Raw genomic sequence first — 13334 nt, 5'->3', positions numbered from 1 at the left:
ACACCGCCATTAATCATCTTTTCTCAAGTGAGTTTTTTCATGGCCAAGAGTCACTACATTACCCGGGAAGGTTGGCATGCGCTTGATCAGGAACTGAAATATCTCTGGAAAGTTGAACGACCTAAAGTCACTCAGGCTGTTTCAGATGCCGCTGCGTTAGGGGATCGTTCAGAGAACGCAGAATACATTTATGGTAAGAAAAGATTAAGAGAAATTGACCGTCGGGTACGATTCTTGTCCAAGCGGCTGGATGTCCTGAAAATTGTTGATCCTGATCCGCGGCAAGAGGGAAGAGTCTTTTTTGGGGCATGGGTGAAAGTCGAAAATGAAAATGAAGAAGAACATATTTTTCGGCTGGTGGGGCCGGATGAATTTGAGCCGGCCAGAAAGTGGATTTCCATTGACTCTCCCGTGGCAAGGGCGTTGCTTGGCAAGCAAACTGATGATGAGGTTACGGTGATGACGCCCAATGGCATCGTGACGTATTGGATACTGGAAATCAGCTATCAGCCTTTAGCATAAATCATGGCGGTTATGTGACCTAAAAGGAAAACAAGGAGAGAAAACCTAACCATAAGCAATTATTGCCAATGCCGTTAATGGCCTTAAAATACATGCGGTTAGTCTCTATTGAATTATGGGTTTTCTGTGAGAGTGATGGATATCGCGGGCATGGAGCATCTTGGGAGCTGAAACATGCAAGAGAGTTATAAGATCCTTGTTGTTGATGATGATATGCGCTTGAGGGCATTATTGGAGCGTTATTTATCTGAGCAGGGATTTCAAGTTCGTAGCGTAGCAAATGCAGAGCAGATGGATCGTTTATTGACCAGAGAATCCATTCAGTTGATTGTCCTGGATTTGATGTTGCCGGGCGAAGATGGATTATCTGTTTGTCGAAGATTGCGAAGCCAGCATAATCCGATTCCGATCATCATGATATCTGCCAAAGGGGAAGAAGTTGATCGCATTGTTGGCCTTGAAATCGGCGCGGATGATTACCTTGCCAAGCCTTTTAACCCACGTGAGCTATTGGCACGCATGCGGGCTGTTTTACGTCGTCAGGCTAATGAATTGCCGGGAGCACCGGCATCAGATGATGCGGTCATCAAGTTTGGGAAATTTAAACTTGATCTCGGAACGCGCGAAATGTTCCATCAAGATGAATTGCTGTCTTTGACCAGTGGGGAATTTTCAGTACTGAAAGTTCTGGTTTCCCATCCTCGTGAGCCGTTATCACGGGATAAATTGATGAGCCTGGCACGGGGACGGGAATATGGTGCGATGGAGCGCTCCATTGATGTTCAGGTTTCCCGTCTGCGTCGCCTGATTGAAGACGATCCCGCGCATCCTCGCTATATCCAGACGGTTTGGGGATTGGGCTACGTTTTTGTTCCTGATGGAAGCAAAGTATGAAAAAGCGTTGGCTTTCGGCTCTCGCCTTGTTTCCCCATATCTTATCTTTGTCACTGGGCTGCCTGTTGATCAGTTATCTGGTCGCCCAGTGGTTGGCAAAGCTGGAAGCACTGTCATTCAACGTGGTGTTCCCTTATCTCTTTATCGGGATTTTTACGTCGGCATTGTCAGTATTTGCGGTGTTCTGGCGCTATCTTTACATCCAGAAGCAATCCCTCAAAACAATACAAAAAGCAGCGATGGATATGGGGAAAGGGAGAAGGGTAGCACCACTACCGGAGAGGGGAGCATCCGCCATACGCTCGCTGATTAGCGCCTTTAACCAGATATCCGTGGGGCTGAAATCACAAGAAAGTGTCCGGGCAGTATTGATAGCCGGAGTGAGCCATGATTTGCGTACTCCACTAACCCGCATTCGGTTGGCGATGGAAATGCTGGAAGGAAAAGATAATTTTCTCACGGAATCCATTCATCGGGACATTGAGGAATGCAACGCCATTATTGATCAATTCATTGACTATCAGCGGTCAGGACAAGATGTGCCGATGACACGCTGTGAATTGAACGGGCTGCTTGAATCGGTCATTGAGCTTGAAACTGCCATTGAAACAGAACAGCGCTGTGCGGCAGAAATTGAAAATAACTTATCTTCCCGCCCGGTTTTTATTTCAGCCAATCCGCTTTCCATTAAGCGGGTGTTGGTCAATATGTTGACTAATGCTCAACGTTATGGAAATGGATGGATTCGAATCAGTAGTGGGGCAACAGAAAGATTTGGTTGGTTTCAGGTGGAGGATAACGGCAAGGGGATGACAAAAGAAGAGGCCGCCAGCTTGTTCCAGCCATTCATTCAGGGAGAGCGGATACGCAATACTCACAATAATGGTGGCGTAGGACTGGGGCTGGCAATTATCCGCCGCATCATTAATATCCACGAAGGGTATATCGAAGTGGGAGAAAGTGAAAAGCAGGGGCTATCTATTCGCGCCTATATTCCTTTGAATGAAAAACAGTTACCCCTTGAAAACGGCCTGTCATAAAAATGTCATAATTCATACATTTTACTGTCATTGAATTCACCTATTTTCCTTCCTGATCCATTTCTTAACCTAAAAACCAGATTGTCGAAGATGTCTGACACTTGTTTTTAATTAATGATGCGTATCCCAGCAGGAGGGAATATGAAACCAATGCGTACCACCGTGGCAAGCATCATGGCCGCCGTATTTGCCATGACATCCCTGTCTTCATTTGCTGCCACCAGCTTGACGGGGGCAGGTGCGACATTTCCCGCACCGGTATATACCAAGTGGGCGGATTCTTATCAAAAAGAAACTGGCAGTAAAATCAATTACCAAGGCATCGGCTCCTCGGGAGGAGTGAAGCAGGTTATCGCTAATACCGTTGATTTTGGTGCTTCTGATGCGCCGCTTTCTGATGAAAAATTGGCGGCTGATGGTTTGTTCCAGTTTCCGACCGTGATTGGCGGCATTGTGCTGGCGGTAAACATTTCCGGTATCAAACCGGGTCAGTTGATTCTGGATGGCAGAACCCTCGGCGACATCTATCTGGGGAATATCAAGAAATGGAATGATCCCGCTATTGCAAAATTGAACCCCGGCCTCAAACTGCCGGATCAAAACATTGCCGTGGTGCGGCGTGCGGATGGTTCAGGCACTTCCTACGTTTTCACCAGCTACCTGTCTAAAGTGAATAACGACTGGAAAGAAAAAGTCGGGGCAGGTTCGACCGTCAAATGGCCAACCGGTTTGGGTGGCAAAGGCAATGACGGCATTGCGGCCTTTGTGCAACGCCTGCCCGGTTCGATTGGTTACGTTGAATACGCTTATGCTAAGCAGAATAACCTCGCTTACACCAAACTGATTTCAGCAGATGGCGCAGTATTGGCACCTACGGCAGAAAATTTCAGTGCGGCAGCAAAAGGTGTGGATTGGAGCAGCAGCTTTGCTCAGGATTTGACACACCAGAAAGGCGATAATGCGTGGCCAATTACCTCCACCACTTTCATTCTCATCCACAAACAGCAGGCAAGCGCCTCGAATGGCGCTGAAGTACTGAAATTCTTCGATTGGGCTTATAACGAAGGCAAAAAACAGGCGAAAGATCTGGATTACGCCGTTCTGCCGAAAGAAGTCGTCAGTCAGGTACGTGCAGCATGGAAGAGCAACATTAAAGACAGCAGTGGCAAACCGCTTTATTGATGAACTTGTTTTATTGACAGACTTTGTTAAACCTCCCCCCTTTCGGGGGAGAAATAACCCAAAATGAGCCTAGATGAGAATGAAGCGTATGGCCGAACGTAAAACGGCATATAAAACGATATTGAAAGCACCGAGTAAAAATGGCGACATTATTTTCAGTGCGCTGGTCAGATTAGCGGCGGTGCTGACCTTACTTCTGCTCGGCGGCATTATCCTTTCGCTGATCATTGCTTCCTGGCCAAGTATACAAACATTTGGTTTTGCTTTTTTGTGGAGTAAAGATTGGGATGCACCCGCCGGGGTGTTTGGTGCACTGGTGCCGATTTATGGCACATTGATGACGTCATTAATTGCCCTGATTATTGCAGTTCCGGTGAGCTTTGGTATTGCCCTGTTTCTGACAGAACTGGCGCCAAATTGGTTGAAGCGTCCATTGGGCGTGGCGATTGAACTGTTGGCAGCGATCCCCAGTATTGTTTACGGCATGTGGGGGCTGTTTGTCTTTGCTCCGCTGTTTGCTACCTATTTTCAGCAACCCGTTGGTGATGTGTTATCAAGCATTCCCATCGTGGGCGAACTGTTTTCCGGCCCTGCCTTTGGTATTGGCATTCTGGCCGCGGGCATCATTCTTGCCATCATGATTATCCCCTATATCGCGTCTGTCATGCGTGATGTATTTGAGCAGACGCCCGTGATGATGAAAGAGTCAGCCTACGGGATAGGCTGTACCACATGGGAAGTCATTTGGCATATCGTCTTGCCTTATACCAAGAACGGGGTGATTGGCGGCGTTATGTTGGGGCTTGGCCGGGCGTTGGGGGAAACGATGGCCGTCACCTTTATCATCGGTAACACCTACCAGCTCGACAGCTTGTCTCTCTACATGCCCGGAAACAGCATTACTTCTGCATTGGCAAATGAATTTGCTGAGGCGGAATCTGGCCTGCATACCGCGGCCTTGATGGAACTGGGGCTGATCTTGTTTGTGATCACCTTTATTGTATTGGCATTGTCAAAATTGATGATTATGCGTCTGGCAAAAAATGAGGGGCGCTGAGATGACAATCAACAATAATAACCAACAGCCCCATTTGGCTGGATCAGTACGTGAAGCAGGTATAGTCAATGAAGTGGATATGAAGAGCCGTCGTCGTATGCAGTCATGGCGTCGTCAGAAGAACCGCATGGCATTGATGTTGTCTATGGCGACGATGGCGTTCGGCCTGTTCTGGCTGATTTGGATTTTAATCTCTACCGTGACTAAAGGCATTGATGGTATGTCGCTGGCGTTGTTTACCGAAATGACGCCACCGCCCAATACAGAAGGGGGCGGGCTGGCAAACGCCATCGTCGGCAGTGGCCTGCTGATATTCTGGGCAACTGTCTTCGGCACGCCATTAGGCATTATGGCGGGGGTTTATCTGGCGGAATATGGCCGTCGTTCGTGGTTGGCAGAGATAATCCGCTTTATCAATGACATCCTGCTTTCGGCACCTTCGATTGTTGTCGGGTTGTTTGTCTATACGGTGGTCGTGACGAAAATGCAACATTTCTCAGGCTGGGCGGGAGTGATTGCATTGGCGCTGTTACAAATCCCTATTGTTATCCGCACGACGGAGAACATGCTGAAACTGGTGCCGGATAACCTGCGTGAAGCGGCTTATGCACTGGGAACACCGAAATGGAAAATGATTTCTGCCATTACATTGAAAGCGTCAATGTCAGGCATTATTACCGGCGTCCTGTTAGCCATTGCCCGTATCGCTGGTGAAACTGCGCCATTGTTGTTTACCTCGCTTTCCAACCAGTTTTGGAGCACAGATCTCAGCCAGCCAATAGCGAACCTGCCGGTCACTATCTTCAAGTTTGCCATGAGTCCATTCTCTGACTGGCAACAACTGGCGTGGGCCGGGGTATTACTGATTACCTTGTGTGTACTGCTGATTAACATTGCAGCGCGTGTGCTGTTTACGAATAAAAAGCACTAATTTTTATAGAGGTAACGAGAAGCACTGATGAATAAGGTTAATGACATTGCAGTAAATAATATCGCAGGAAGCAAAATTCAGGTACGCGATCTGAACTTCTATTACGGAAAATTTCACGCGCTGAAAAACATCACGCTGGATATTGCACAGAATAAAGTCACGGCATTCATCGGGCCGTCAGGATGTGGTAAATCCACATTGCTGCGCACTTTCAACAAAATGTATGAACTGTATGGTGAACAGCGGGCAGAAGGTGAAATCATACTGGATGGCACCAATATCCTGATGGATAAGCAAGATATCGCCTTGTTGCGCGCTAAAGTCGGGATGGTATTCCAGAAACCGACACCATTCCCGATGTCAATTTACGACAATATTGCTTTTGGGGTGCGCCTGTTTGAAAAGCTGCCAAGGGCTGAAATGGATGAGCGAGTCCAATGGGCACTGACAAAAGCGGCCTTATGGAATGAAACCAAAGATAAGCTCCACCAGAGTGGATACAGCCTTTCCGGCGGTCAGCAGCAACGCTTGTGCATAGCCCGGGGCATTGCTATCCGCCCGGACGTTTTATTGCTGGATGAGCCTTGTTCCGCACTTGATCCGATCTCTACCGGACGTATTGAAGAGCTGATTAGTGAGTTGAAATCAGAATATACCGTAGTGATTGTTACTCATAACATGCAGCAGGCCGCGCGTTGTTCTGATTACACGGCATTTATGTACCTCGGTGAACTGATTGAATTCAGCGATACTGACAGACTGTTCACCACACCAAAGATGAAGCAGACTGAAGATTATATTACCGGCCGTTATGGCTGATTCGGCATATAAATGAGGAATAGCAAACGGGGAATAACATAAGATGGACAATCTGAATCTCAGCAAACACATATCCGGTCAGTTTAACGCTGAACTGGAACATATTCGTACCGAATTGATGACAATGGGCGGGCTGGTGGAAGAGCAGCTCAGCAAAGCGATTCTGGCGATGCACAATCAGGATGAAGCGCTGGCACGGCAAGTGATTGAGGATGATCAGAAGGTCAACATGATGGAAGTGGCGATCGATGAAGCGTGTGTCCGCATCATTGCAAAACGCCAGCCGACCGCCAGCGATTTGCGCCTTATCATGGTAATTTCCAAGACCATTGCCGAACTGGAACGCATTGGGGATGTTGCCAATAAAATTTGCCAGACCGCCCTTGAGAAATTTTCACATCAACAGCAATCGTTGCTGGTTAGCCTGGAATCATTGGGGCGCCATACTATCCAGATGCTGCACGATGTACTGGATGCTTTTGCCCGCATGGATTTGGCCGAAGCCATTCGCATCTATCGTGAAGATAAAAAAGTCGATCAGGAATACGAAGGTATTGTCCGCCAGTTAATGACTTATATGATGGAAGATCCGAGAACGATCCCGAATGTCATGACAGCCCTTTTCTGCGCCCGCTCCATTGAGCGTATTGGCGATCGTTGTCAGAATATTTGTGAATTTATCTTTTATTACGTTAAAGGGCAGGATTTCCGCCACGTGGGTGGTGATAATCTGGAAAAATTACTGACCAAAGACGAATAACGTTAACTGACTGAAACGCTGGTCTTTTCCATCGGCGTTTTCTTTTTCTCATATTCTTTTAGGCTATAAATATAGCATTTTATATTATTTCAGGTGCTATATCTAAATTGATAGCTTTTGTTGGTCATATAAAAATTAATAATCAACAGGGGTGTTCAATGAAGATTCGCAATAAATCTCGCGTAGCGGTTACTGCGCTGCTGACCAGCCTGGCGCTGGTTTCTGGTCTGGTTTCTGGTGTAGCAAAAGCAGATAAACTTGATGACATTAAAAAAGCCGGTACGGTACGTATTGCGGTATTTGACAGTAACCCGCCATTTGGTTTTATCGATCCTCAAACGAAAAAACTGGCAGGCTATGATGTGGACATTGCCAATGCCATAGCCAGTGATTTGGGGGTAAAACTGGAACTGCGCCCAACGAACCCGGCAAACCGTATTCCTCTGCTTTCTTCCAAGAAAATTGACTTAATCGCTGCCAACTTCACGGTGACTGATGAGCGTGCTAAACAAGTCGATTTTTCCATTCCTTATTTTGCGACGGGCCAGAAATTTATTGCCCGCAAAGGTGTGCTGACTCAACCTGACGATATCGCCAAGCTGCGTATTGGGGCGGACAAAGGCACCGTGCAGGAAATTACCTTACGTGAACGTTACCCAACCGCAAAAGTCATCTCTTATGACGATACACCGCTGGCTTTTGCTGCTTTAAGAAATGGCAATGTTCAGGCAATTACGCAGGATGATGCGAAATTAGTTGGCCTGCTGGCGAACGTTCCGGAAGCTCAGAAAGCAGACTTTGAAATTTCCCCCTTTAGCATTACTCGTGAATATCAGGCGGTAGCGGCTTCCAAAGGAGAAGGGCGACTGATTGATGCCGTTAACCAGACGTTATTGAAGCTGGAAAAAGAGGGTGAAGCGGCGAAAATTTACAACCGTTGGTTTGGCCCGGAAACCAAATCTGCCCAGCCGCGCGGTGATTTTAAATTCGCGCCATTGGAAAGTCAGGCAAAGCTGTAACTCATTAGGGAATAGCGGAAAGCGCGTTTGAAATTAGCCTCGTAATAACGGGGCTTTGCTGCTTATTTATGCGGTGAATGATATGTTTGAGCAATTTATTACCGGGCACTTACTGGCTCCTGAATATCTACGATGGCTCTGGCAGGGATTTTTGATCACCTTGTGGCTCTCTGCCTGCGCCATTGTCTCTTCCACCTTATTGGGCTTTGTGATTGCTGCGGCACGAGACAGCCAAATTAAATCATTGCCTTGTAAGATATTGTGCTGGTTGGTCACGGTTTACACGACTGTATTTCGTAACACGCCGCTGTTGGTACAACTGTTTTTCTGGTACTTCGCATCGGGTCAGATCTTGCCTCAAGAGGTAATGATGTGGCTGAACATGCCCCATGAAACAACGATTTTTGGCCTGACGCTGGAATGGCCATCCTTTGAATTTTTGGCAGGATTTATCGGCCTGACACTCTATTCCGCCCCTTTTGTGGCAGAGGAACTGCGCGCGGGTATTCAGGGCGTCGGACGCGGGCAGAAATACGCCGCTCATGCGTTGGGCCTAACGGGTTGGCAGGCCATGCGGCATGTGGTACTGCCGCAGGCGCTGAAAATCGCCATACCGCCTTTGTTGGGGCAATACATGAATATCGTCAAAAACTCCTCATTAACCATGGCAATTGGCGTGGCAGAACTGTCCTATGCTTCTCGTCAGGTGGAAACCCAATCCTTGCAAACCTTTGAGGCATTTGGTGTCGCAACTGTACTTTACATCGCCATCATTGCCGTGATGGAAGGTTGGGGACAGTGGCGTCAGCAGAAAACATTAGCGAGGGGGTATTGAGATGGATTTTACCGTTATTGCTGAAAACTGGCGTTATTTGCTATTGGGCACTTTTCCCGATGGGCCGCTGGAAGGAGCGGCATTGACGCTGGCAATCAGCCTCATGGCAGGTGTGATTTCTATCGTATTCGGCATTGTGGGGGGAATTGCCCTGGCGATGCTGCGTGGATTTTGGGCCAACCTGTTGGCGGCTGTATTGGGATTTTTCCGTGCCATTCCCGTTATCATGCTGATTTTCTGGACATACTTTCTGTTGCCAGTGGTATTGGGAATGGAAATTCCTGAAATTACCACAGTCGTTTTTGCGCTGGCGTTGATCACCTCGGCTTATTTGGCGCATGGCGTGAAAGCGGGCATTTTAGCGATCAGTGAAGGCCAATGGCGCGCGGGATTATCACTGGGGCTAAATCGTTGGGAAGTGTTGTGGCATATCGTCTTACCGCAGGCACTACGCATGATGGTGCCTTCATTTATCAACCAATGGATTGCATTAATTAAAGATACCTCCTTGGCCTATATTGTTGGTGTGGGGGAATTGTCATTTCTGGCGGCCCAAGTGAATAACCGCAGCATGGTCTATCCGATGGAAGTCTTTTTATTTGTTGCGTTGGTTTATTTTGTGATGTGTTTATCATTGGAGTTGATTGCCAATTACGTTGCCCGTCGTTTCTCGGTGAAACGTGAAAAAACCGCGATCTTTGGATTTTGGCGCAAAAAAACATTGAGTGTGGTTCCATAAAGTTAATATCTGATACCTGGCAGATATTTTCGCTGTTATATTAATTCCCTGCTGAGACGGTAGGGAATTTTTTTATATTAAGCTAAAAATTTCGAGATTATTTTATTTGCTAGGCCGCTATTTTTCTTATTGAAGTGATATGTTTTTAATTAGGTGATTGATTTGTTTTTAGGATTTTATCGGTATTTTTGGGTTAAATTTTCTGCTATAACGATACGGTGCAATGCAAGATAATAATGACGAAGGATTAACATAATATGGCTAATTCTATTTACGTAACAATAAAAGGAAAGCTTCAAGGGCTGATTTCTCAAGGATGTTCTACACTGGATTCTATAGGTAATAAATTTATCAAATATTTGTATTACAATTTAATCATTGAATTTTATTTGTGTGCTTTTTTTGTAATTATTATCCTTAACTTTTTGTTATCATTTTCAATGATTTTATTCTATAAATAGCTCTGGTTTGGAAAAATAAATATGAATGTAATGTATATATTAACGAACAATCAATTCAGAAATATCTTGATTCAGTATAAAAATATTGATAACAGGATCAAAAATAGTGATTCTTCTTTGTTTGAAGAACCTGATATCGTCAGGCTTAAAGATAAAACAGCCATCAATCGCTCTTCTGAAGAAAGTATATTACTGGCTTTGTTTCCTATACTGATATTTGTTTCTTATATCATATTGGTTATTGTTTTTTATGGTTTTTATTTTTCTTCTGATGTTGCCGGTTTCCAACGTTCCTGCAATATGTTTATTATTTCGGTGATCTCTTTATTAGCATTTTATACTTACAGAGGAAATATTGCAGCTTTAAGAGCCCTGAATATACTGAATACCCTCAGTATTATCTTTGCGTTCGCCATTCTTGCACTTGATTATTTTGTCTATTATATGCACCACGAATGGTATTTGCTCACCATTGTCTTTTTCAATTTTTTTTCGAATCGTGTGATCATTAACAGTATGGCTTTCTCTCAGGCTATGACTGAAATTTTGTGGTTTAAAACGACAAACCATATCTTGCGGGAACAGATAGAGAATGGTTCTGATGTTATTGAAGAAAATACTGCGACTAAAAAGAAAAATATATTCACGTTATTCTGGCAATATAGTGTGTTAAACACAAATCTCAATAACACACTCAAAATCAGTTATGAGCTTAACCAACGTGTGGAGAAAAAAGATCTTACTTTACTGGCAGAAAAAAGAGTGAATAAATATCAGCATCTGTTGGATTTCGGTATTCCAAAAAAAGCGTTATTGATGACATTATTAATGACTATTTTATTGACGAAAGCTTATGTTATGGCAACATTTATGTTGTTTTCTAACTTTGATAACAGAGATGATCTGCCTATCTTATTTTTAGTAGTCGGAGCCGCAATTGTCTTTGCTTCTTTACCCATCTTGCTGACACATCGCGGAGTGACATTGGGTTTTAAGATATTAGCTTTGGCTCGTTATCTTTTTATCGCTATTTTTGCGTTATTGGTGGGTCTGAAATTTATTGTGGGTATGCTGGATTACAGTAATATTTCTTTAGGCATTATTGCTTTTGATTTCTTACTGATATTCTTTATGTTAAATACAGAGTATTACTGTCAGCATCTCAGAGAATTACACTGCTTTTTGGCTTGGCATAAAATGATTAGAAATAAATAAGAGGTACAGAGCATGGTGGCTCGTACCTGTAGTAAGAAGGACAACCCTGTACATAAATTTGTGGTGCGACACAAGGCTGTTCCTGTGATTGTTTCAGCCAATAAGTCGTAATCAGTACGAAGAAAACTGCTGTCTCACCAGTAGTTCCCTACCCGGCTATGCGTTGAGAGTAATTTTAATGTGCAAAGCGCCGGGAACAACGTAGCCACGGGAAACCCGTAAGAGCGACCTGTGAGGGTCAATCTCAAACGGCCACCCATAACAGACTGATCCAATCGTCCAGCTCAGAGATATAAGCTTCACTTGCAGTTATTGTGAGCCGCCTTACACGTACCTCTTATGGTTGCTAATTGACCAACTTATTAATGGCGTTTATTTCTTCTGGGCATCGCAATTACCGCAGCAGTCAATAACATTAATGTTCCCGCAGCAATCAGCACTGACAGAAATGAGTGATTGAAAGCCTGTTTTGCTGCATGGAGCAGCGATGAAGCTGCGTCTCCTTGTAACCCTTCTGCGGCGATAATGGCTTCATCAATGCTGTTTCGTGCGAGATCCGAGAGTCCCATATCAGCCGGAAAGGTGAACGATGCAGAATAAACTGCCACCATCAGGCTGCCGAGAACAGCGATTCCGAGTAAGCTTCCTAATTCGTAGGCGACTTCTTCAATAGAGGCGGCGGTGCCCGCGTTGTCTTCTGGCGCATTGAGCATGATGGAGGTAGAAGCGGCTGTCATTGCGGCGCCGATACCAAATCCAATCACGCTAAATGCAACAATTTGCACGAACATACCAGACTGTAAACTGATGATATAGCCAAAGGAACCAAGCCCGGCGAGGGCGAGAGAAAGCCACATGATTCGCCCGGAACCCCATTTTGGTATAGCAAGCCCTGCCAGGGGGCCAGCAATAAAAGAAGCGATAGGAATAGGTAAAATAAATAGCCCTGCTTGCAGGGGAGAAAATCCCATAGCGAGTTGAAAACGCTGGCTGACCGCAAGCTCCGTACCAACCAATGCCGCCGTGGAAACAAAGGCTGCGATGACTCCCGCAGTAAAAGCACGATTGCTGAAAAGCTTGAAGTCGATCATGGGAGTGGATGAATTTAGCTGCCGGCGAATAAAAATAGTAGTAAAAATAAGCCCGATAGCGCCGACGGCTAACGCAGTTGCCAGTGACGGGGCTGGTTTACTGATTTCCTTGATGGCATAGGTAATGCTAACTAAGCCGATCATGATTTGCACGGAAGCAAGTAAGTCGAAAGTATGCTCTGGATTGCGCCGGCTTTTTGCAATGACAACCAGAGCGAAACCAAGTGCGATGAGAACGATCGGAACATTGATAAGAAAGACGGATCCCCACCAATAATATTCGAGCAGCAACCCGCCGATGACAGGGCCAAGTGCCGCGCCACCGGAAGCGACGGCAGACCAAATGCCGATGGCAAGTGCCCGTTCGTTGGGATCTTCAAATGCCTGGCGGACTATCGCGAGTGTCGCCGGCATCATCATGGCAGCGCCAAAGGCAAGCACGACACGGGCTGCAATCAGCGTATCCGGATTAGGGGAAAATGCGGCCATCAGCGATGCGAGGCCGAAAATCGCTAACCCGCTGGTAAAGAGTTTTTTAGCTCCAAAACGATCACTCAATGCTCCCATCGCGGGAAGCAGGCCAGCAATCGTTAAGGTATAGGCATTCATGATCCACAACTTCTCAGAGGCAGAAGCACGTAAGTCATGTGTCAGCCGTGGTAAGGCCGTATAGAGAACGGTCATATCAATAACAACGAGGAAAAGCGCACTGGAAATGATGGCTAGCACGAGCCAGCGAATATTTGATCTCATAAACTCACCAACGTGA

At 45.8% G+C, this 13334-nt stretch carries 13 protein-coding genes and 1 pseudogene; 13 read left to right on the top strand and 1 reads right to left on the bottom strand.

Going from position 1 to position 13334, the window contains the following annotated elements; translation table 11 throughout:
• Positions 1–39: 39 nt before the first annotated feature.
• The 13 genes and pseudogenes from greB (at position 40) to Xenpb_RS09830 (ending at position 11474) form a co-directional block, all read left to right on the top strand.
• A complete protein-coding gene (gene greB / locus Xenpb_RS09885; RefSeq protein ID WP_099112895.1) occupies positions 40–522 on the top strand; it encodes a transcription elongation factor GreB in 483 nt (160 codons plus the stop codon).
• Between the two features lie 174 nt (positions 523–696).
• Positions 697–1416 (top strand): two-component system response regulator OmpR, encoded by a 720-nt coding sequence (ompR, locus tag Xenpb_RS09880; protein ID WP_187654166.1) that lies wholly within the window; start codon positions 697–699, stop codon positions 1414–1416.
• Positions 1413–2456, top strand: a complete 1044-nt coding sequence (locus Xenpb_RS09875; protein WP_187654165.1) for an ATP-binding protein — start codon at positions 1413–1415, stop codon at positions 2454–2456. Before ompR ends, Xenpb_RS09875 begins: the two co-directional genes overlap by 4 nt.
• Before the next feature lie 141 nt (positions 2457–2597).
• Positions 2598–3638 carry a phosphate ABC transporter substrate-binding protein PstS gene (gene pstS / locus Xenpb_RS09870; RefSeq protein WP_187654164.1) on the top strand — a complete coding sequence of 347 codons (1041 nt, stop codon included), beginning with the start codon at positions 2598–2600 and terminating at the stop codon, positions 3636–3638.
• 88 nt (positions 3639–3726) lie between these two features.
• Positions 3727–4695 carry a phosphate ABC transporter permease PstC gene (pstC, locus tag Xenpb_RS09865; protein ID WP_187654259.1) on the top strand — a complete coding sequence of 323 codons (969 nt, stop codon included), beginning with the start codon at positions 3727–3729 and terminating at the stop codon, positions 4693–4695.
• Positions 4696–4774: 79 nt separating this feature from the next.
• Positions 4775–5626, top strand: coding sequence for a phosphate ABC transporter permease PstA (gene pstA, locus Xenpb_RS09860; protein WP_187654258.1), 852 nt, complete (start codon positions 4775–4777; stop codon positions 5624–5626).
• A gap of 27 nt (positions 5627–5653) precedes the next feature.
• Complete coding sequence (pstB, locus tag Xenpb_RS09855) at positions 5654–6445, top strand: phosphate ABC transporter ATP-binding protein PstB (RefSeq protein WP_187654163.1); 792 nt, start codon at positions 5654–5656, stop codon at positions 6443–6445.
• Between the two features lie 43 nt (positions 6446–6488).
• Positions 6489–7205 carry a phosphate signaling complex protein PhoU gene (phoU, locus tag Xenpb_RS09850; RefSeq protein ID WP_047964062.1) on the top strand — a complete coding sequence of 239 codons (717 nt, stop codon included), beginning with the start codon at positions 6489–6491 and terminating at the stop codon, positions 7203–7205.
• A gap of 158 nt (positions 7206–7363) precedes the next feature.
• Complete coding sequence (locus Xenpb_RS09845) at positions 7364–8224, top strand: ABC transporter substrate-binding protein (protein ID WP_187654162.1); 861 nt, start codon at positions 7364–7366, stop codon at positions 8222–8224.
• Between the two features lie 82 nt (positions 8225–8306).
• On the top strand, positions 8307–9059 hold the full coding sequence (locus Xenpb_RS09840; protein WP_187654161.1) for an amino acid ABC transporter permease: 753 nt from the start codon (positions 8307–8309) through the stop codon (positions 9057–9059).
• Between the two features lies 1 nt (position 9060).
• A complete protein-coding gene (locus Xenpb_RS09835) occupies positions 9061–9798 on the top strand; it encodes an amino acid ABC transporter permease (RefSeq protein ID WP_187654160.1) in 738 nt (245 codons plus the stop codon).
• 257 nt (positions 9799–10055) lie between these two features.
• Positions 10056–10148, top strand: a pseudogene (locus Xenpb_RS19985) (type VI secretion system tube protein Hcp); the annotation flags it as partial.
• A gap of 177 nt (positions 10149–10325) precedes the next feature.
• The gene (locus Xenpb_RS09830; protein WP_187654159.1) at positions 10326–11474 is read left to right on the top strand and encodes a hypothetical protein; all 1149 of its coding nucleotides are present in this window, start codon (positions 10326–10328) and stop codon (positions 11472–11474) included.
• A 362-nt stretch (positions 11475–11836) separates the two neighbouring features.
• Here Xenpb_RS09830 and Xenpb_RS09825 read toward each other — a convergent pair whose 3' ends face one another.
• Positions 11837–13318 (bottom strand): MFS transporter, encoded by a 1482-nt coding sequence (locus Xenpb_RS09825; RefSeq protein ID WP_187654158.1) that lies wholly within the window; start codon positions 13316–13318, stop codon positions 11837–11839.
• Positions 13319–13334 lie beyond the last annotated feature (16 nt).

This window comes from Xenorhabdus sp. PB62.4 (assembly GCF_014467285.1).
In the GTDB taxonomy this organism is placed as follows: domain Bacteria; phylum Pseudomonadota; class Gammaproteobacteria; order Enterobacterales; family Enterobacteriaceae; genus Xenorhabdus.
Note: the sequence above shows the minus strand (reverse complement) of the source record. Positions and strands in the feature narration are given on the sequence as shown.